General features: G+C 59.5%; 19 protein-coding genes and 1 pseudogene. 9 read left to right on the top strand and 11 right to left on the bottom strand.

Going from position 1 to position 20526, the window contains the following annotated elements:
• The gene (locus N4T19_RS05820) at positions 1-2703 is read right to left on the bottom strand and encodes a PEP/pyruvate-binding domain-containing protein (protein WP_260719672.1); all 2703 of its coding nucleotides are present in this window, start codon (positions 2701-2703) and stop codon (positions 1-3) included.
• Positions 2704-2773: 70 nt separating this feature from the next.
• Positions 2774-3709: a class I SAM-dependent methyltransferase gene (locus tag N4T19_RS05815; protein WP_260719671.1), complete on the bottom strand. Its 936-nt coding sequence runs from the start codon at positions 3707-3709 to the stop codon at positions 2774-2776.
• Positions 3710-3860: 151 nt separating this feature from the next.
• On the opposite strand from N4T19_RS05815, the gene N4T19_RS05810 reads away from it, so the two are divergent.
• The 6 genes and pseudogenes from N4T19_RS05810 to imm9 all read left to right on the top strand — a co-directional run bounded on the left by N4T19_RS05810 (position 3861) and on the right by imm9 (position 8889).
• Positions 3861-4955: an aminotransferase class I/II-fold pyridoxal phosphate-dependent enzyme gene (locus N4T19_RS05810; protein ID WP_260719670.1), complete on the top strand. Its 1095-nt coding sequence runs from the start codon at positions 3861-3863 to the stop codon at positions 4953-4955.
• A gap of 7 nt (positions 4956-4962) precedes the next feature.
• Complete coding sequence (locus N4T19_RS05805; RefSeq protein WP_260719669.1) at positions 4963-5718, top strand: TSUP family transporter; 756 nt, start codon at positions 4963-4965, stop codon at positions 5716-5718.
• Positions 5715-6959: an aspartate aminotransferase family protein gene (locus tag N4T19_RS23330; protein ID WP_409935160.1), complete on the top strand. Its 1245-nt coding sequence runs from the start codon at positions 5715-5717 to the stop codon at positions 6957-6959. Before N4T19_RS05805 ends, N4T19_RS23330 begins: the two co-directional genes overlap by 4 nt.
• A 167-nt stretch (positions 6960-7126) precedes the next feature.
• Positions 7127-7666 carry a L,D-transpeptidase gene (locus N4T19_RS05800; protein ID WP_260719668.1) on the top strand — a complete coding sequence of 180 codons (540 nt, stop codon included), beginning with the start codon at positions 7127-7129 and terminating at the stop codon, positions 7664-7666.
• Positions 7667-7998: 332 nt separating this feature from the next.
• Positions 7999-8363: pseudogene (locus N4T19_RS05795) on the top strand (DDE-type integrase/transposase/recombinase); the annotation flags it as partial.
• Between the two features lie 262 nt (positions 8364-8625).
• Positions 8626-8889 (top strand): Imm9 family immunity protein, encoded by a 264-nt coding sequence (gene imm9 / locus N4T19_RS23325; protein WP_409935159.1) that lies wholly within the window; start codon positions 8626-8628, stop codon positions 8887-8889.
• Positions 8890-9278: 389 nt separating this feature from the next.
• Here imm9 and N4T19_RS05790 read toward each other — a convergent pair whose 3' ends face one another.
• Positions 9279-10280, bottom strand: a complete 1002-nt coding sequence (locus N4T19_RS05790) for an IS30 family transposase (protein ID WP_260719667.1) — start codon at positions 10278-10280, stop codon at positions 9279-9281.
• A gap of 144 nt (positions 10281-10424) precedes the next feature.
• Between N4T19_RS05790 and N4T19_RS05785 the strand changes: the two genes are divergently transcribed.
• Complete coding sequence (locus N4T19_RS05785) at positions 10425-10877, top strand: hypothetical protein (protein ID WP_260719666.1); 453 nt, start codon at positions 10425-10427, stop codon at positions 10875-10877.
• A gap of 44 nt (positions 10878-10921) precedes the next feature.
• Here the strand turns inward: N4T19_RS05785 and N4T19_RS05780 are convergent, their stop codons facing one another.
• The 6 genes from N4T19_RS05780 to kdgT form a co-directional block, all read right to left on the bottom strand.
• Entirely contained in the window at positions 10922-12319 is a 1398-nt protein-coding gene (locus N4T19_RS05780; protein WP_409935158.1) for a TAXI family TRAP transporter solute-binding subunit, read from the bottom strand.
• Positions 12320-12361: 42 nt separating this feature from the next.
• Positions 12362-13384, bottom strand: a complete 1023-nt coding sequence (locus tag N4T19_RS05775; protein WP_260719665.1) for a P1 family peptidase — start codon at positions 13382-13384, stop codon at positions 12362-12364.
• A gap of 114 nt (positions 13385-13498) precedes the next feature.
• Positions 13499-13810, bottom strand: a complete 312-nt coding sequence (locus N4T19_RS05770) for a hypothetical protein (RefSeq protein ID WP_182341756.1) — start codon at positions 13808-13810, stop codon at positions 13499-13501.
• Positions 13811-13999: 189 nt separating this feature from the next.
• Complete coding sequence (locus N4T19_RS05765; RefSeq protein WP_182341753.1) at positions 14000-14845, bottom strand: ureidoglycolate lyase; 846 nt, start codon at positions 14843-14845, stop codon at positions 14000-14002.
• 97 nt (positions 14846-14942) lie between these two features.
• Positions 14943-15704 carry an SDR family oxidoreductase gene (locus N4T19_RS05760; protein WP_021025908.1) on the bottom strand — a complete coding sequence of 254 codons (762 nt, stop codon included), beginning with the start codon at positions 15702-15704 and terminating at the stop codon, positions 14943-14945.
• A 75-nt stretch (positions 15705-15779) separates the two neighbouring features.
• Positions 15780-16811 (bottom strand): 2-keto-3-deoxygluconate transporter, encoded by a 1032-nt coding sequence (gene kdgT / locus N4T19_RS05755; protein WP_116924035.1) that lies wholly within the window; start codon positions 16809-16811, stop codon positions 15780-15782.
• Positions 16812-17067: 256 nt separating this feature from the next.
• Here kdgT and kduD point away from each other — a divergent pair, with 256 nt between their 5' ends.
• Together kduD and kdgR are read left to right on the top strand one after the other, a co-directional pair.
• Positions 17068-17895 (top strand): 2-dehydro-3-deoxy-D-gluconate 5-dehydrogenase KduD, encoded by an 828-nt coding sequence (gene kduD / locus N4T19_RS05750; protein WP_182341749.1) that lies wholly within the window; start codon positions 17068-17070, stop codon positions 17893-17895.
• A 40-nt stretch (positions 17896-17935) separates the two neighbouring features.
• Positions 17936-18787 carry a DNA-binding transcriptional regulator KdgR gene (gene kdgR / locus N4T19_RS05745; protein ID WP_232539359.1) on the top strand — a complete coding sequence of 284 codons (852 nt, stop codon included), beginning with the start codon at positions 17936-17938 and terminating at the stop codon, positions 18785-18787.
• A gap of 54 nt (positions 18788-18841) precedes the next feature.
• On the opposite strand, the gene N4T19_RS05740 is transcribed toward kdgR, so the two are convergent.
• The gene (locus N4T19_RS05740) at positions 18842-19516 is read right to left on the bottom strand and encodes a phytanoyl-CoA dioxygenase family protein (protein ID WP_182341746.1); all 675 of its coding nucleotides are present in this window, start codon (positions 19514-19516) and stop codon (positions 18842-18844) included.
• A gap of 10 nt (positions 19517-19526) precedes the next feature.
• On the bottom strand, positions 19527-20492 hold the full coding sequence (locus N4T19_RS05735) for a LysR family transcriptional regulator (RefSeq protein WP_260720273.1): 966 nt from the start codon (positions 20490-20492) through the stop codon (positions 19527-19529).
• Between the last annotated feature and the right edge of the window lie 34 nt (positions 20493-20526).

Raw genomic sequence — 20526 nt, 5'->3', positions numbered from 1 at the left:
TTACTCCTCTCCTGCTGTGTGCTGAGGTGTCGCTATTGATCCAGGTGATGCCGCCTCGATAGCGATTTCGCCGGTGGTGCCATCGATCGACAGCATCTGCCCGTCGCGGATGATCTGAGTTGCATCTACGACGCCGATAACGCAGGGAATGCCAAGTTCTCGGCCGATGATTGCGGCGTGCGAAAGCAGGTTCCCTCGTTCCACGATGAGGCCCGCGGCCGTGGCCATGAGGAAGGCCCAAGCCGGATCCGTTGCGCGGGCGACCAGAATGTCGCTCTGATCCAAGGACGTCGAGAACGGATCGGCGACAACCCGAGCTCGGCCCGTCACCCTACCCGGAGAACAGCCTGTCCCTTTGAGCGCCGAGGACGAAACGGCAGCGGGTCCGTTCGAAGTGGCCTCAGTGCCGGTGACCAACTGAGGCAAGATGTTGGTGACGACGCGTAGCGGTTGGTGAAACTTCTCATTGGCGTCGAATTCCATCCGCCGCAGATCAATCAATCGTTCGATCGATGAAGTGACCCCCGTGCCCTGCACAAATGCCTCGATCTCCTCTAGGTTCAGATGCACGATGTCCGCTTTGTTACGGATGGCGCCCGCTTGGGCGAGCTTGTTCCCGATCGCCATGATGATCGCTCGCTCCATTCCGCAACGTTGGGACCGCACGAACCGGCCATATTCGCGATGCACCAAGCACTTGTGCGTAGCGGAGAGAAGAAAGCCCAACAACAGGCGCCTGATTGGTTGCCCTTTCAGTGCGCTGAGTGCTCTCTTCCGTGCACTGTCTGAACCCATTTTCTTTTCGCGGATCGCTGCTTCGTCAACGCGATCCCCGTCCGCCCGTAGAAAGTTGCGGAGCAGGCTCCACAAGATCTCTGGGCGCTCTGAAAGGGTTGGTGCTTCGAACTTTAGTTCGTCGGGTCGGCGGTCGCCGTATTGCAGCATGAAGGAAGCCAGTGCAGCGTTGAACGCCGCTGCCTCTGGTCGCGCGAGAACTTCGGCGACATCGGCCCCTCCTGCCGCGAGAGCGTCTGAGAGCGCAGGGATCTTGCCAGCCAGTACCGCCACCTCCCTCAGCGCACGAATAGGTGCGACACTTACTGGTTCCACTTCGCCGCGCATCAGTTCGCCGAGCATTTCACCGGTTGGATCAACACACCATCGCTTAATCGCTCGTTCGAGGAGCATGAAGCAGTTGAATGCGTAGTAGTCGTTGACGAGTGGAGTGCCCCAATTTTTCCCGAGACGCTGCTGAACTTCTTCGAAAAGTGCTAAAAGTTCGTCCTCGTCGAGTTCGTCCAATCTTACCTGTTCGAAGCGTTTCCGATACTGCTCATACATCGCCCTGTGAGTGGCGAACATGCGATTGAGAGAGACATATATCCACGCAATTCGCACGTACGTGGCGAGTGTTGTATTCCTCCTGCCTGCTTGCGCGCAAGTGGCCTTGAAGGCTTCTAGTTGGGGAGGCGTTCCACCCAAGCCGACCCCATGCTCGAACGAGGCGACAAAGTGCTTGAATCCTGGTACCGCATAGAACATCCGGTACCAGTTCATAAGGTTGTAGTAGATCCCGCCCTGCAGGTAGCTGACAAGGTTGGCGAAGACAGGGCGGTTACGACATTGTTCTGCGGGTGCCATGCCGAAGGTCCTCGCTGCGCTACTGAAGATCTCTTCGTAGTATCTCCGTACATAAGAGAAGGTCAGCGCAGTCGTAGCACCGTGGTAATTCTCCGAAATGTTGGAGCAATCGAAGAGCTTGAGTGTCCCGGCAGATGAAACCGTGGTGATGGGTCGGGCTTGGAGTAGATACAGCGTGCCAAATTTATCAAATGCCCATTCGACGTCCTGTGGTTTTCCCATCGCGTCTTCGAGCCGCCTGCCCACAGCGTGTAGCGCTCGCAGTTGTTTCTCGCTTAGCGTCGGCACATTCTGAAGAGTGCTGGGAACGTCGCGGAGTTCGGTCCCCTGCAAGGAGATATCTTTCGCCGCAACTTGATGTGTCTTCGTCTTGACCTTTTGTTCTATGACGTCTCCATGGACCCAATCAAGGACGAAGCTGTCGGTGTCGATCTGGTCCTGGACAACACCTTCGCCTAGACCATAACTAGCAGCGACAATCATCTGCGGCGCTCTAGAGGCGGTTGGGCTTCGAGTGAACAGCACTCCACTCGATGCCGCCGGCACCATCTCTTGGATGATCACCGCTGTACCGAACCGCAATCCAGCCGACTTAGCGCCGCGATACAGGAGACAGTGCGGAGAGAATACCGACGCGAAGCAGTCGAGTATGCGTTCGAGGATCGACGATCGCTGCACGTTCAGGTAGCTCTCGAACTGACCGGCAAACGAGTGCTCGTCCGAGTCCTCGGCGATTGATGAAGACCGAACCGCAACCCTAGTGCCCCTGGAGAAATGTACGTCGAAGGCATTTAGGATTTCGTTCTCTTCGCTGTCGGTAAATCCTGTTGATCGGATGTCAGCTTGAAGGCGAATGGCAATCGGTGCAACTTCGCTGGGGGTCGCTGTGAGTGTCTCCTGCAGCGAGTCAAGGTTGGTCTTGTCAACCCGCGACATGACTGCCTCAAAGGCCGCTGTGGTGACGCAGATCCATGGGGGCACCGCACCGTAGGCGTGAACACGGGCCAAGTTGGCGGCCTTCCCGCCCACCCGTCGTTTGCCCGCGTTTTCGGCTGACTCCATCGACACAACTAAGGTGCTAGCGGCGTTCGTGGCGTATGGACCGCCTGGGTCGGCAACAGCGCTCGCGTTGCTACGCATTGAAGTCGACCTCAAAGACGAGAACGGAGAGGAAGCCTGGTCCCTCGACCTCGAAGCTATCTTTCAGGAGCATCCCCACCCGGCTGCATAGCCGCGTGATCTCTTGGCGGCTGTAATTTTTTGCAGCCTGCGTGCGCATCGCAAGCCGCATTTCGTACAGTGTTCTCGAAAGGCGTTGGTGAGGTGTCGCGTCGGCGAAGTGGTCGATAACCACGAATTCCCCCCCCTTAACTAAAGCACTCTTCACCTTACGAACGTAGCTGTCGGCCGCAGGTTCTTTAAGGAAATGAAAGGACGATCCCATGACAATCCGATCGAAAGCAGATTTGGGGAAATGGACTTCGTGGAAATCACCTTCAAGAGCCTCAACCCTGTCCAGGCAGCCGAGCTGTTCGGCGCGCTTGAAGAAGTGGTTCGTGAGAACCTGGGGAAAGTCGACTGCGACGACCTTGGCCCGTGGAGCTCGACGAGCCATTGCCAAGCTCCACAGACCGGTGCCGGTGCCTACGTCCAGGATATGCCCCGGCTCACCGTCAAGACGTGCCGCTACTGCCTCAGCGGTTGCACTCATTTGGTTCGCGTAGCCGACGCTTTCGAAAAACTTCGTATAGAAGGCATCTAGGTTCTCAGGCGAACTATCGATCGTGATCCAGGGTTTTCCCGTCTGAAGAAATTCAGGGATTTGGTCCCAACAGAAGCTGTTGTCACGACGGAGCTCGTGGTGCTGTTGTGTGCTGGTGTACTGATCGCCTGAGCGGGTCAGGTATCCCATCCCGCGCAAGGTCTCCAGCACACTGGAGTAAGCGCGGTGGTCGCCCCCATTCCGCTCGGCTACTTGCAGAGCAGTAGCGGGGGCCCCGCGTAGTTCCTCTAACAGCCCACTTCGCGTGGCGAATGAAACGATGTTGGAAATCTGTTCGATCTCCATGAGAGCGAAATACTGATGCGACACATAGCCTCCTGTTTGAAAGATGATCAGTTGACCGCATGTTCCGCAGGGAACCAACTACCAGTTCTGGTAGGTGCTGTGCTGATGAGACGCGCTTAGGATTCAGCGTTCAACTCTTGGAGCGACAGCAATGTCCAACCTATTAGCGGGGAAATCCATCACCGGCCCGGAGACCGGCCGCCTGATCATCAACGGCGAGCAGTACGTCAACTTCGTTGGGTTTAACTACTTAGCTCTCCAAGCCGACCCAAGGCTACGTCATGCCGCGGCGCAGGCGCTCGAGCTCGGGCAGCCGTGGTCGCAAATGGGAAGCAGTGGCTACGGGGGTGGGGATATTGCACTCGACGACGTGGCCGCTGCAGGAGCGAGCTTCTTCGATACTGAGACCAGTGTGTACATGGCGACGGGCTATTTCTGTGGCCCCGTTGCGGTTGAGGCGGTTAGAGGCCGCTATGACGCCATCTTTATAGACGAACTCGCTCATTTCAATTTGCTGGACGCGGCCAAGATCTCAGGCCGACCATATTCGACATTCCGCCACAGAGACGCCGGATCGCTTGAGCATCTTGTGAAACGAACAAAAGGGGTCAGGCCATTGGTCCTAACAGACGGAGTGTTCGCGACAACCGGAGCCATTCCTCCGCTTCGGAACTACGTGCAGATTGCGACAGCGGCAGGCGGGCTGGTCATCGTTGACGAATCCCACGCCTACGGTGTAGTCGGAATACGCGGACGCGGTGCGGCCGAACATGAAGGTGCAGAGGTCGTACATGCAGGGACACTCAGCAAGGCATTCTGCGGACAGGGTGCACTGTTTCCTTGTTCGCGGGAAGTCGCCATTGCCGTTCGCCGCACGCCGCCGCTGCGGGGGGCAAGTTCAGGATCCCTGATTTCCGCCATGGTCTGTGCGAGAGCGCTTCGAATCGTGTCCTCTGAGCCAGAGCGACGAGTGCGGCTGCATGAGCTCTCTCAGAAGCTGAAGGGAGGTCTCCGGCAATTGGGGCTAGAGATTCTAGACACGCCTGCGCCGATCACCTCCTTCACGCTGTCTAGTAGAGCTGAGATGCTGCACCTGCAGCAGGCGTTGTTCCGCGAAGGCATCCACGTGCTTATATCCAACTACATCGGGGCAGGGCCCGACGGAACCGTCCGTTGCGCAACCTTTGCCGATCACACCGACGCCGATATCGATCGCTTGGTTGGCTCTATTAAACGAATCCTTTAAGTGATCCATGGCAAATCTTCAAACCGATCTCAATCTGACATACCTCCTGTTTGGAGCTTTCATCGCAGCACTAGCAATGGTGCAATCGATATTCGGCGTCGGCCTCCTAATCTTTGGCACTCCGGCACTACTTTTTGCAGGTGTACGGTTCGACGAGGTCTTGTCGGTCCTGCTCCCGGCTTCGCTTTCAGTCAGCGTACTTCAGATTGTGTGCGATGGTCGTCCAAAGACTAGCGAGATCGCGGGATACTTCGTATACATGCTTCCCGCACTCGGCATCGGATTGCTGGTGGCACTCTTTGCTCACGTGCCTGGTTTAGATCTCTTTATTTGCGGTCTGCTTGTGTTCGCAGCCGTGCTCCGTGTGTCACCAAACTATCGCGAGAAGCTGATGGCCTTCGCGAAGCGATTCAGTCGGACGACGCTTATTGCCATCGGTATGGTCCATGGAATGACGAACATGGGAGGTAGCCTTCTGGAGGCTTATGTGTCTAGCAGAGAGTCCGAGAAACTGAACATCCGCCAGAGCATAGCTTGCGGATATGCCCTCTTGGCGGGTTCGCAGCTCATCGTCCTGGCATCAGTGGGACGCTTTCAAGTGTCGGCCGCTACCGGCATCGCGATCATCGTTGCCAGCAGCGTATTTCTAACCTTCGGCCGACGCACTTTCGCTCTTATCCATCAGACTCGATACAGGGTATTTGTTAGCGTCTTGATGGTGCTTGCGGCCTCCGCACTGATTGCAAAGCGAGCGCTAGTATGAAATCGGATCAGCATGTTAATGACCCCCTGGAGGAGGCAAAGCGATTCCTTATGCAGGTGTCGCCCCGGCCATCGATGGTCGCGATCTCTGGAAAAGGCTCTTGGCTGACGGATCATGCAGGAACAGCTTATCTTGATTTTGTGCAAGGACGTGGCACAAATGCGCTGGGTCACTGCGCGCCCGAACTCAGTCGCGCAGTGACAATGCAGGCGTCGACAATGGTCAACCCTGGTTCCCATCTTTACAGCGACCAAGGCCTGCAACTGGCCAAGGTGCTCGCTCAAACATCCGGACTGGACCAGGTTTTTTTTGCTAACTCTGGGACCGAGGCGAACGAAGCTGCAATCAAGTTGGCTAGGAAGTGGGGGCGATTGAATGGGCGCGAGAACCCGGAGATTCTCGTGTTCCATGATGCGTTTCACGGTCGGTCTATGGGCTCGATGTCAGCGTCGGTACGCCCTGCCTGGGACCGTTGGTTCGGGCCTTTGGCTCCTGGATTTCGGGCCGTGCCGTTCAATGACCTAGCTGCCGTCGCCCAAGCCTTCTCACCTCAAGTTGCTGCTGTCCTCGTCGAGCCAGTCCAGGGTGAGGCCGGGGTCGTACTGGGCACTCAATATTTCTTGCAAGGTTTGAGAGAACTGTGCGACAGGAACGGTGCGCTACTGATACTTGATGAGGTCCAGACTGGAATCGGTCGTCTGGGGTCTCTCTTCGCCTTTCAGCACTACGGGGTTAGGCCCGATATCGTCACCGCAGGCAAAGGCTTGGGGAACGGCTTTCCAATCTCCGCAGTACTGGCGACAGAGGCGGTATGCGTTTTCGAGCACGGTGAGCACGGGGGAACATTCAATGGAGGTCCGCTCGCTTGTTCCGTAGCTCTTGCCACACTCGCGACGGTTGATAGCAAGCCATTTCTAAACGATGTGCGTACGAAGGGCACGCAGTTGGGTCTCAGGCTGCACTCCCTAGGCGAGGCGCTTCGATGCGGGGGAGCAGCTGGCATCGGGCTTATGTGGCGGATGGAGCTCAACCAGCCTATCGCGTCAGCAGTCGTACGCTACGCTATGGACGGTCTGAGAGCCGATCCTGGATGGGAGTGCCGCGGGCTGCTACTGAATGCCCCGAGACCGAACATCCTAAGATTCCTCCCAGCGCTGAACGTCTCAACAGACGAGATCGACCTGATGGTCGATGGACTGCGACGCTCAATCATTCGAGTGAGAGAGGCAGGCGTTGCATAACGCTCAAGCTTCGGCATTGAATCGTGGACTGCCCCTAGGCGTTTGAGCGCGCCAGGGCGTGAGGTTGGGATTTGTGTACCTGACTAGGGGCAGTCCAGTTCCCCCTATTCAAGATGGGTTCGCCGGACGCTTACGGAACAATTTCAGAGTTGACGATATGCTGCTCTATGTTCAACTTCCAACTGGGTCGCCGAACGATGCTTGTACAAATGCTTTCCTCAATCGAAATGCCCGCGCGTATACACGTTTCGGTCGAACGGCAGTCGCTTCATTTAGCGTTGGCCAATGGCGTTGAACGTCATTACGATGTATCGACGGCAGCAAACGGAACGGGTTGCGAAACTGGTAGCTATTGCACGCCTACCGGCGACCACCGCATTCGGTTAAAGATAGGAGAGGGATGTCCTAAGGGCGCAGTGTTTCGGCGGCGAAGACCCACCGGAGAGATATTTGATCAGGAACTTGCAGAGCGTTTTCCGGACCGAGATTGGATCTTGACACGCATCCTCTGGTTAGAAGGGTTGCAATACGGCATTAATCGCGCAAGCAGTTTGGACACCTTGAGAAGATTCATCTACATTCATGGCACAGCCGACGAGCATTTAATTGGAAGACCGGTTTCGCATGGATGCATACGCATGAGAAATGATGAGATAGTCGACCTCTTCTCGCTTGTTCCTACCGGCATTGCCGTGCGCATTGGCTGAGCCAAGCCCGTCTGAGGGTGGTGTGTCACCGATTGAATTGAAAGGAGGTAAATCGATGTTCTCTCACATCTTCATGGGCGTCAGCGATTTCGAACGAGCATTTGGCTTCTACCAGCGAGTCATGACTGCTCTGGGACTTGATCTCCGCTTTAAGGACGGCTAACACCACCTATCTACGAAGCGCGCACTGAACCGTCCCGGGTTTCGCAGAGGCTCCTTCGTTTGAGAAGATGGCGCCTATGATGAGGAAATTCCCGAAGTACCCTCAAAAGCTGATCGAGCGTGCAGCGCGCATGGTGCTCGAATCCCAGGATCAACACCCCTCGCAATGTATCGTGGGATGGAGAGTTAGCAGTTCAATGCGCACCAACTTTGTACTCGATGCGCTGGAACAGTCCCTGCACGCCCGTCAGCCAAGCAGCGCAGGCCCTCTGATTCATCACAGTGATAGGGGGCGTGCAATACGTCAGCATCCGCTCAAAGGTTGAGCGAGGCTGGTATAGAGCCCTCAGTGGGCAGCAAAGGGGACTCCTACGACAACGCCCTGGCAGAGACGATCAATGGGCTGTGCAAGGCTGAGTTGATTCATCGCCGGGTACCGTGGAGGAGTCGTAAGGCGGTGGAGATTGCGACCCTCGAGCGAGTAGCGTGGTTCAATAACCACCGCCTCATGGCATGCCTAGAGTGCGCGGACTAAGATCGACAGGGAATTATTTACCGCACAAAAAAGAAAATGATCGAAGATATCGTCCGGATTATGATAAAAATAATCCGAATGAAAAAAGGTGCTGCACCTTGAAAGGGTTTTTAGGTTTAATATGTCATTAAAGAGCAATGTGGATGCATCAATTTTCAACGAGATGCTTTGATCATCTGATAAAATTGATGCATTTGATATGTAGAATGGTATTCGTGGGTTGTCGAGTGATTTTTGAAAAATGTTAATTTGATAAATTTAAATGGATGGGATTTTGTTTTTTATATTGCTCTGCGCTCGACAAATGGCACCGGTTTTTATAAAAACAAGAAGATACCCATCTGATCATCGGTATGAATTCCCTATCTCAACACCCATACCAGGAAGTGAAGATGCTGATTATGGAGTGAGTGAGGTTGCGAACGCTTTTTTCTTGTCACTAAATGAAAATAATTTTTATATAAAAATCCTATGCATTAGAAATACAAAGCACTGCGTGATTATGTTTTTCTGCATCCATTGCTAGCCTGGATATGGCTTTGGTAAACGGTTTTTTTTGCGGTGGGAAAAAATAAAATAATTGATAAAGGTGATGTGTGATTTTTGGTTATGCCGCAGTAAGCTGCCGATGTGCTAAGTGAAAAAGTTCACCCAAGCCTCGAAGCAAACCGAAAATAACTATCGACACGTAGATTTGTTATCGATGGTTAAGGCTCGCTCACGAACATCGACCAGCGGTTTGCATGCTTTTGTTCAAAGCTGAACTTCAGGAAAAATCGCATTTATGGTCATAACGACAGCTTCATGTTTCAAATCAACCATCCCTCGTTGGTAGGCCTCTGAATTAATTTGACGTGTTATCTGGGGCGGTCTCAAACTTGAACTGCAACACCCCTGTTTGAGATTAGGTCAGTGTCAGTGAATGGTAGCGTCTTTGCGTTGTGCAATTGCCTGCATGAACTGCTGGAATGCTTGGTACGGAGATTTCCAGCCCAGCGTTTGGCGCGGCCTGTTGTTGAGCATATCGGCAATCGAGTCCAGCGCATCTTGGTCATGGACACTGAGGTCCTCTCCTTTGGGAAGGAACTGGCGCAGCAATCCGTTGGTGTTCTCGCAACTACCCCGCTGCCAGGGACTGTGCGGATCACAGAAGTAGACCCGAACTCCGGTTGCATGGGTGAGCTCCCGGTGGCGTGCCATCTCCTTACCCTGATCGTAGGTGAGCGTCTGGCGCATGGGTTGGGCTACTTGATTGAGCTTGGCCGTGAATGCAGCCAAAGCCGATTGAGCGGTGGCATCAGGCATGCGGCAAAGTAGCACCAGGCGCGTGCTGCGCTCGACCAGCACACCGACTGCAGACTGGTTGCCTGCGCCCTTGATAAGGTCCCCCTCCCAATGACCGGGCATCAGCCGGTCATCTCCCTGGGGGGAGCGCACATGAATGCTCACCATGTCGGGGATCTGACCGCGCCGGTCTTGCCCTGCCGTGCGCGGTATGCGGCCACTGCGCCCCCAGCGCAGCAACGCAATCAACTGCTTCTTGAGCTCGCCACGGGGATAGGCATAGATGGCGTTGTAGATCGTTTCATGGGACACATGCGCGCTAGGATCATCTGGATGCATGCTCTGTAGTGTGTGGGCAATTTGCTGGGGAGACCAACGCCAGAGCAAAAGATGACAGACGACGTGCCACAGAGCGCCATCGGGGTGCAGCTTGGGCAAAGGCCGAGAAGCAATGCGGCGTGCGTCACAGGATGCCTGTGCAGGCCTGCAGGCATAGCCATGGGCAGCCGAGCCATTGCGGGCGAGTTCACGGCAGATGGTGCTGGGGCTGCGCCCAAGCAGCCGGGCAATGGCTCGTTGGCTGACACCCTGCTGCACCAGCGATGCGAGGGTCAGGCGATCTCGTGAAGTCATCTGTGCAAGTTACCTGAGGTTCAGGTGTTGCACTCCGGATCTGAGACCGCCATCTATTAAGTATGTAGAGGATCCTGGTATCCGTTTTAATGCGGATAGCCTTGCTGCTTATATTATTGGCACTAACCCAAGAAAGGAGCGCTATTGATGCTAAATCCATGCCATTGGCCCAAAAGAGCTGCCGTTTCACTGCTGCTCCTGTTTGGAGTGTCATCAGTTTCTGCCTGCTCACTGATTGGGTTGCAGCATGAGGTGAAATTTCATGCGAATGATTCAAGCCTTGGTAAAAGTGAGGCAGTTGCGCTTGCTAGATGGTTTGTACATCAAAGAGATATAAGGCCCAATGATGAAGTTGACATTGTGTCCATGTATCCAGCGGGAGATAAAATGTTGGAGCAACTCTCTCAGGGAAGAATGCAAAATATTGCGAAAATCATAGCTACCTTGAATACCGATGAGATTAAGGTAGTTTTGAATTCAGGGGAGGGGCAGCAGGATGCAACAGGACCCTTAGGTTATGTGTATAACGAAGTACTTGTGGTAATGGCACCTTCCTGCTCAAGGACTGGCACCTGTTGCGGTATCACTGTGAAGTAACGGACGCATGCGGCAATCCAGATTCATCTAGTTGCCGCACCGCATCATTCAGCCTGAATCCCGGCGTCAGTTCCTGCCCCCTGCTGCTCCAGCTTCTGCAGCACCCAATGAATATGGCTACGCAGCGCATACAACTCATCCGCATACGACAGCGGCACGGTGATCTTCTCGACCTTGCGGCTCAGCGCCAGCAGCTCGGCCTGGATGCTGGCGCGGTCGGGCTCGGGTTGCTCCATCTCGTGCTCGATGGCGCGCAGCTGGCCGTACCACTTGAAGACACGTGAGCGCACGCGGAACTGGTAGAGGGGCGGTACGACACGGGATAGCGGCAGCATAAAGGCCAGCAGGACACCCAGCACCAGCCACATGCGCTCGACCAGGTTGGCGAGCCAGAAGGGCAGGTAGCGCTGCAGCAGGGGGGCGGGTTCGTTGATGGCGCGCACGCCTTCGGGGGCGACGGCCAGTTCGCTGCTGCGGGTGTTGGGAAAGTCGCGTGCCCGGTTGAACCAGCCCGCCTGGCTGTGGATGCCCTGCGAGGCCTGGGCGAAGAGCTGCTTGATGGCGGGGTGGGTGTCATCGCGGGCCAGCAGCGAGGTGGTGGAGGCCAGCAGGTGCACGTTTTGCGGCGGCACATTGGCGGCAAGGTCGACAATGCCGCGCGGTAGGGTGACGGGGCTGAGGAACCTGAACTTGCGGCCATAGGCCTCGTTTTGCGGAAAATCCATCAGCTGCACGCCGGGGGTCTTCAGCAGCATCTGCACCATGGGCGATTCGGGCGCGGAAACCAGCACCAGTGCATCGATCTTGCCATCCAGAAACGCGACGGTCGCAGGCGTCTCAGCCAGGTGCGACACACGCAGCTGGGCCAGATTCAGGCGGTTGGCCTCCAGCAATTGGTTGAACAGATTGGGCACGCCGCTGCCGGCGGTGCCGACATTGACACGCCAACCCGCCAGTTGCGTCAGATTGCTCAAGTGGGCGCGTTTGGTCAGGCGCTGCGCAGCATCGCTGCGGTAGAACAGCCAGACGGGCTCGACAAACAGCGCGCCCAGCGAGGTGAGGCTGTCGAGGTCGTCCTCGGTCAGGTCGGCGGTGCCGCCTTGCACAAAAGCCAGATCGACCTTGCCCTCGCGCAGCAGCTGCAGGTTGTCGAAGGAGCCTTCGCTGCCGACGAGGTCTACCCGGATCTTGTTCCTGGCCAGGGGCGTGCGGTACTGCTCGCCAAAGCTGGCGTAAGCGCTTTGGGCCGGGCCGGTGGCCAGCTTGACCTGCGAGGGCGGGTTGGGCTTGAGCCACCAGTAGGCCCCCACGATCAAGGCCACGGCCAGGATGACCAGCGGGCCGCCGGAGACCAGCGCATCGCGGATATTGAGCACCAGGGTGATCAGGGTTTGGCGCAGCCCGTAGGCTTTTTGGCGCATCGACGTGGAGCGGTCACCCATGGTGTGTGGCGGGCTGCCTGCGCAGCGCAGTTGGAATGGCGCCTACTGTAAATCAGCGGCGCAGGGCAGGTGCAAGGCCTTGTGGTTTTCTCCGGCATCGATTTGTAAACGATTGGCATGCAGCACCGCCTGCAAGGTGGCCTGGGCGACCGCTTCGGCGGCCATCGTGGCCAGCACCATCATCCCCAGGCTGCGCCCGGCGGCGCCAGTACCCAGGCAGAACAAGGTGTCGCCGTCGGACATGGTGTGCACCGGGTTGATGGCGCGCGCCAGGCCATCGTGGCCCACGGTGGCCAGGCGGCTGGCCTGCGCCTTGGTGATGACGGCATCGGTGGCGATCACGCCGATGGTGGTGTTGGTGCCCGCCAGCAGGGGCTGGGGCGGCTCGCCGCGCAGCAGCGCGCGGCGCGTGTCGATGAGGCCCAGACCATCGCGGGTGCGTGCGCCAGCCACCACCTGGGCGGTGTCCGGGTGCAGTACATCGCCCAGTGCATTGCAGGCAATGATGGCGCCCACGGTGACGCCATCGACGGTGACGGAGGCCGTGCCGATGCCGCCTTTCATCGCCCGCTGGATGCCAAAGATCTTGCCTACGGCTGCGCCGGCCCCCGCGCCCACATTGCCTTGCGCGGGCATGGCGCTGCTGGCGGCCTGGCAGGCGGCATAGCCGGCCTGGGCATCAGGGCGGATGCGCATATCGCCCACCAGCACGTCAAACAGCACGGCCGCAGGCACCAGCGGAATGCGGCCCACGGAGATATCGAGGCCTACGCCTTGCTCTTCCAGCCAGCGCATGGCGCCGCTGGCGGCATCCAGGCCCCAGGCGCTGCCGCCCGCCAGCATGATGGCGTGTACGCGCTCGACCAGGTTGGTGGGGTGGAGCAGGTCGGTTTCGCGCGTGCCGGGTGCGGCGCCGCGCACATCGACGCCGCCCACCGCCCCGGCCTTGGCCAGGATGGCCGTGCAGCCGGTGGGGCGTCGTGTGTCGGTGAAATGGCCCACTTCGATGCCTTGCACCATGGTGATGGAGCCGGCCGAAGCGATAGAGAGGGGGGAGGAAGACATGGCCCGATTGTGGGCCAACTGGGCTTGTGGCTGTGGAGGCAAAGACAGCGGGCTGTCAAACAGGTGTCTGACAGCCCGCAAAGAGGGATGGGCAGGAGTGCGAGCGCAAGCCGATCAGGGGCGGATGACGATCTGCGGGCTGATGACAATGGCCTCGGGCGGGCGGGGCGCCACCAGCACCGGGGCGGCATAGACGGGCTGCGGCGCGGGTGCGTAGTAGGCGGCTGGGCGGTCATGGCAGCGGCGCTTTTCCTTGTATTCGCCATTGCGCTTCCACTTGCGCTCCACCTTGCAGTTGCCGTCCCAGAACTGCTCCTTGTGTTCCTTGCGGTGGTGGTGGCGGTGGCCGCCACCGTGGGCCCAGCTGGCATCGGCCAGGCAGGACAGTGCCAGCGCAGTGAGCAAAGGGGTCAACAAACGGTTCATGGCAGGGGGGTGGAGTTGTGGTGGATGCTGGCAGCTTAGCGGAAAATTCTGTATCAAAAGATGAGCAATGGTTGCTTTGTACATCAGCTCTAGTGGCTGTTTTGATGGTGTAAATCTATGGCGATGGCAGCTACGATTTTTCCATCTGTAAGCACCCGTTGCCGCGCTGGCGCCGGGTGCTGCGCGTCATCAGGCGTTGACGGTGGTTTGCTGCTGCTCTCCCAAGCCTTCAATACCCAGGCGCATCGTCTGGCCAGCTTTCAGGTAGACAGGGTTTGGCTTGATGCCCAGGCCCACGCCGGGCGGCGTGCCGGTCGAGATGATGTCGCCCGGCTGCAGGCTCATGCACTGGCTGACGTAGGCGACGATCTGCGCGACGCTGAAGATCATCGTCTTGGTGTTGCCGTTCTGAAAACGCTTGCCATCCACATCCAACCACATCGACAGGTTTTGCGGGTCCGGCACTTCATCGCGCGTCACCAGCCAGGGGCCGATGGGGCCAAAGGTGTCAAAGCCCTTGCCCTTGTCCCAGGTGCCGCCGCGCTCGATCTGCCATTCGCGCTCGGACACATCGTTGACCACGCAGTAGCCGGCCACATGCTCCAGTGCCTGCGCTTCGGTGATGTACTTGGCGGCCTTGCCGATGACCACGCCCAGCTCGACTTCCCAGTCGGTCTTGCTGGATCCACGGGGGATTTCGACAGCATCGTTGGGGCCGCAGATGGCACTGGTCCATTTGTTGAAGATCACGGGTTCGGTCGGGATGGCGGCTCCCGATTCAGCGGCATGGTCGGCGTAGTTGAGGCCGATGCAGATGAACTTGCCCACCCTTGCCACGCAAGGGCCGACGCGCGGCTGGCCAGGCACTGCTGGCAGCGTGGCCGGGTCGATCGCGCGCAGGCGGGCCAGCGCGGCGTCGCCCAGGTGTGCACCTTCTATATCGCTGAGCACCCCCGAGAGGTCGCGCAAGGTGTTTCTGCTGTCGAGCAGGCCGGGCTTTTCCTGGCCCACCGGGCCGTAACGCAGTAATTTCATGTCATCTCCAATGGATCAAATTGCATGCAGGCGCCAGTCTAGGTGCCTGCAGCTAGGGCTGCTGTCGCGCAGCGGTAAAAGTGGGGGCTGGCGGGTTTTAGTTGGACCAGCCGCCATCAATCACATGGGCCTGGCCGGTGGTAAAGGCCGCCTCGTCCGAGGCCAGATAGGCCACCAGCGCGGCAATCTCCTCGGGCTTGCCGACGCGGCCCATGGGCTGGCGGGCCACAAAGGCGGCGCGCACCGCGTCAACCGACAGGCCATCGTGCGCTGCCTGGGTGGCGATGCGCTGGCCGAGCGATGGCGAATCGACGGTGCCCGGGCAGATGGCATTGCAGCGCACGCCCCGGGTGCAGTAATCGGCAGCGATGGACTTCGTCATGCCGATGACGGCTGCCTTCGACGCACTGTAGGCAAAGCGGTTGGGCACGCCCTTGATGCTGGAGGCGGCCGAGGACATATTGATGATGCTGCCCCGGCCGCGCTGCAGCATGCCCGGCAAAAAGGCGCGGATGCTGCGGTACATGGCTTTGACATTCAGGTCAAAGGCAAAGTCCCAGTCCTCTTCGCTGCATTCGAGCACGCTGCCGGCATGCACAAAGCCTGCGCAGTTAAAGAGGATGTCTATGGGGCCGAGCACTTCGGCCAGTGTCTGGATCTGGGCGCTGTCGCGCACATCGAGCTGGCGCGCATCGAGGCCCGAGCCTGCCAGCGGGCCGATATGCAAGTCGGTGGCAATTACGCGCGCACCTTCGGCTGCCAGGCGCTCGGCGCTGGCGCGGCCAATGCCTTGCGCCGCTGCGGTCACCAGGGCCACCTTGCCTGCCAGGCGGCCGGTGGAGACGGAAGAATGGGTCATGGAGTCAGTCCTGTGAAAGATGCCTGGGCGCGCTATGGACTAGCGCGCCAGGCGAGGGGGTAAAGCTGAGTACGCTTAGAAGTGCCCGTCCTGCGCCAGCTTGGGCGGGCTGCCAGCGGCGCTGGTTGGCGGGGTGGGTGCTGCCACCGATGCCTGCGGGCGGCGTCCATACTTGCGCGCCCACATGGCCGTGAGGATCGGCACCAGAATGGCGGTCAGCAGGCAGGCGGTGGCGGTGATGGCGGTGGCCGAATCGGCCATGGACTTGAGCTCGGGCACCATGGTGCCGATGATTTGCGGATTGGCAACAGCTGCACCAGCGGTGGACGAGGCGGCCAGCCCCGCAGTGCCATTGCCGCCGCCAATGTACTTATCCGCCAGGATCAGCGGGATGCCGGTGACGATGATGACGGCCACGCCGACAAACACACCGGTAAAGCCGCTCTTGGCGATGACACCCAGGTCAATCGAGCAGCCCAGCGCAAAGCCGAAGAACGGAATCAGCGGATGCACGCAGCGGCCAAAGAACTCGCGCAGGTTCGCATCCAGGTTGCCCAGCGCAAAGCCGATCAAAAACGGCAGCACCGCGCCGGCAAACAAGCGCGGCTCAAACACCGCCACGCCGGTGGCGCCCAGAATAAGCATGCTGACCAGCGGGCCGGACTCGATGGAGGTGAGCACAAACGCGCCAGCCTCCTCTTGCGTGCCGTATTGCTGCATCAGCGCGGCATACAGCCCCCCATTGGTCATGTCCATCGCGGTGACCAGCGCGAGCACCGAGAGGCCGGTGAACAGCCCCGTCTGGATGCCGCCGGCCGGTAAAAAGCGCGTGGCCACCATCGCCACCACCCAGGCGACCAGGATCTTGGTGAGCACCAAGGTGCCGGATTTTTTCAGCACCACGCCGGTGGCCTTGAGGTTGATCGTCGCCCCCATGCAAAAGAACCAGACCGCGAGGATCGGCACGGTGCCGGTCATCAGCCCGTTGGTGAACGAGCCAAAGTACTTGCCGGCATCTGCTGCAAAGGTGTGCACGCAGGCGCCCAGCAGCAGGGGAATCAGCATGAGCCCGCCGGGCACACGCTCAATGGTTTTCTGGATTTCCATGTCTCGCTCCTCACACTTTTTGTGGTGGTTTGTTATCGCTTGTAGAGGTGTTGTCCGATGACTATCGTGGCAACCGGGACAGTGTTCCATAAATTTAAATTCAAAAAATAGCTGGTAAACCCTTTGTTTTTTGCTATTCATAAAAATTTACGGAACAGTGTTCTGAAAAACAAAAAATGTGTTCCAATGGTTGCCATATCTCCCGGTCAGCCCGCGTTTTGGCGGGCCGCTTTTGTACCCATTGCATTCACCAGCCATGTCCGATTCATGCTTTGCCCCAGCGCCTGTCGCTGCCCCCGCCAGCCCCCGCCACCCTTTTGATCTGCAGGGGCGGGTAGCGCTGGTGACTGGCTGCAATACCGGCATCGGTGCGGGCATTGCGGTGGCGCTGGCGCAGGCGGGGGCCGATATCGTGGCGCTCAACCGCAGTGAGGCCAGCCAGACGGCAGCGCAGGTGCAGGCGCTGGGCCGGCGTTTTATCGCGGTGCAGGCCGATCTGTCTGACACGGCGGCCATAGGCGATGCGCTGGCCCAGGTGCTGGCGGCCTGCGGGCAGGTCGATATCCTGGTGAACAATGCTGGCATCATTCGCCGTGCGGATGCGCTGGACTTCACGGAAGAGGACTGGGATGCGGTGATGAACACCAACCTCAAAAGCCTGTTCTTTCTGTCGCAGGCTGTGGCGCGCCATATGCTGGACTGCGCCGCACGGCAAGGCGCGCAGTGGCAGGGCGGCAAGATCATCCATATCGCGTCGCTGCTGTCGTTCCAGGGCGGGGTGCGTGTGCCGTCATACACAGCAGCCAAGAGCGGTGTGCTGGGTTTGACCCGGCTGATGGCCAATGAATGGGCCGGCAAGGGCATCCATGTGAATGCGATCGCGCCAGGCTATATCGAGACCAACAACACCGAGGCACTGCGCCAGGATGCAGGCCGCGCCGGTGAGATCCTGCAGCGCATCCCCGCGGGCCGCTGGGGCCAGCCGGCGGACCTGGGTGGCGCGGCGGTATTTCTGGCCTCCAGCGCGGCCGACTATGTGCATGGCCATACCTTGGCCGTCGATGGCGGCTGGCTGGCCCGATAATCGAGGCCATCCACACAGCCCAACACAGAAGGACGGACCGATGAGCGAGAGCCCCGCAGCCATGGACAAGACCGACACCGTCGCCGCGGTGGAGAAAGCCTTTGCCATTCTGGAATGCCTGGGCAACCAGCGCGATGTCAGCGTGACCGCGCTGGCCCAGCAGCTGGCGCTGTCCAAGTCCTCCGTGCACCGGCTGCTGCAAACCTTGAAGGCGCTGGGCTATGTGGCGCAGGATGGCGAGTCCGAGCTGTACCGCGCCACCTTGCGGCTGTTTGAGCTAGGCGGCAAGGCGCTGGAGAACACCGACCTGGTGCGCGAGGCCGATGAGGAGATGCGCCGCCTGGGGGCGCTGACCCGCGAGACCATCCACCTGGGCGCGCTCGATGAGGACGCGATCATCTACATCCACAAGATCGAATCGGATTTTGGGCTGCGCATGCAGTCGCGCATTGGCCGGCGCAAGCCCTTGCACAGCACTGCCATTGGCAAGGTGCTGCTGGCCTTCATGCCGGCCGAGCAGGCGCGGGCGCTGCTGTCGTCGCAGCCGCTCAAGCTGTTCACGCCCCGCACCTTGAGCTCCGTCGATGCCGTGATGGACATCCTGCCCCGCGTGCGTGCGCAGGAGGTGGCCGAGGACGACGAGGAGGCCGAGCCCGGCCTGCGCTGCATTGCGGTGCCGGTGTTTGACCGCTTTGGCCATGTGATTGCTGCGCTGTCGGTGTCTTTCCCGGTCATGCGCTGCGGCGCAGATACGCCGCATTACTACCGCACACTGCTGAAAACCGCCAGTGCGGCGATCTCGCAAAAGATGGGCTGGCATGCGCCGCACATTGCCAAAGATGCGAAAGATGCAGAAGGCGAGCCGATCAGCACAGGCGACGCGCCGCTTTAACGCGGCTCGCGCTGCCTGGGTTCAGCCGGGCACCAAGCGGGTATCAAGCTGGCATCAGGCAGATGCCAGCACAAAATCGCCAGGCGCGTAGCGCGCGCTGGTATCCATGCGCACCTGGCGCAGCGCTGCGGTTTGCTGGTGCGCGTCGTACAGCCCTTCGGCGGCATAGTTGATCAGCAGGCTGCGGCGGTGCGCGCCGCTGGGGTTGAGGCTGGCGGCATGCAGCAAGTCGACATCAAACACCAGAATATCGCCGGCCTGGCCGGCGATCTGAATCGCCTGCGATTCGTCATGCTCGCTGCGCGCAGCTTCTTCTGCGTTGGGGCGGTGGCTGGCCGGGATCAAGCGGGTGGCGCCGTTGTCCGGCCCAAAGTCATCCAAAAAGGCCAGCGCGCCCACAGTGTCGCCCGGCCGTTGGTTGGACAAGTCACGGTGCAGGCGCTGGTAGCCGCCACCACCAATGGGCTCGCGCCCTTCGACCTGCGACAGAAAAAAGCGCTCGCCAATCAGCACACCCGCAGCGGCCAATAGCTGCGGCAGCTGGCACACGGCGAGTATCTGGGGGTTGTCATCGACCAGTGCATGGCGCCAATCCCAGCCCCGGGGCACGGGCCAGTGGCTGGTGATGCCCGCATCAAAGGCCTCGCGCAAACCCGGCAACCAGGCGACTGGGATGGCCTGGCGCAGCAGCACATAGCCGTCGTGCTGGAGCTGTTCGCATGCGTCCATGGTCTGCCTTTCAAGCTGCGCGGTCGGGTGGGGAAGGGGCAGCAGGCAGTATAGCCAGTGGAGCCGGGGTGTGGCCTGGGGTGCCGGGCGCGCGCAGTGGCAGGGATGCGGCCATGCAGTCGATAAACACCCGCAGCCTCGGTGCCAGCTGTTTGCTCGATGACCAGAGCAGCCGAAAGCTGCCTTCATGGACCACCTGTGCGTCCAGCACAGTCACCAGCTGGCCGCGTGCGATGGCAGCGCGCACCATAAAGTCCGGCAGGCAGGTAATGCCCAGGCCCGCAATGGCCGCTTCCATCAGCGCCGATGTGGTGGTGCAGACCATGGACGTGGGCAAGCTCCAGGCGGCAGCGCCGGCGTCGGCGCGCAGCGGCCAGGGCTCCAACTTGCCGCTGCTGGGAAAGCGGTGCTGCAGGCAGGCATGGGTGGCCAGGTTGGCCGGCTGCTGGGGCGTGCCACGCGCTGCGAGATAGCTGGGGGCGGCCACCAGCTGCAGCGCAAAGCTGCCCAGCACCCGCGACACCAGCCGCGAATCGGCGGCCTCTCCAGTGCGCATCACCACATCAAAACCTTCCTCGATCACATCGACCAGCCGGTCGCTGAAATCCAGGTCCAGGGTAATGGCCGGGTAGCGCTGCATAAAAGCCGTGAGCGCAGGCATGACCAGCGCATCGACCTGCGGCAGGCTCACCCGCAAGCGCCCGCGCGGGGACTGCCAGGTCTCGGACAGCTCCAGCTCTGCGGCCTCGACCTCGCACAGAATGCGGCGACAGCGCTCCAGGAACAGCGCGCCTTCGGCTGTCAACGTCATGCTGCGGGTGCTGCGGTGGAACAGCCGCACGCCCAGGCGCGTCTCCAGCCGGCAAATGCTTTTGCCCACGGCCGATGCAGAAACGCCCAGCACGCGCCCGGCTGCCGAATAGCTGCGTGCATCGGCCGCTTGCACAAAGACGGCGATACCACTCAATGCGTCGATGGTGGATGTTGCTCCTGTCGCTGGTTGATTGCGG

It is taken from the genome of Comamonas squillarum, from assembly GCF_025309455.1.
Taxonomy (GTDB): domain Bacteria; phylum Pseudomonadota; class Gammaproteobacteria; order Burkholderiales; family Burkholderiaceae_C; genus Comamonas; species Comamonas squillarum.
This window is presented reverse-complemented; position numbering and strand designations above follow the sequence as displayed.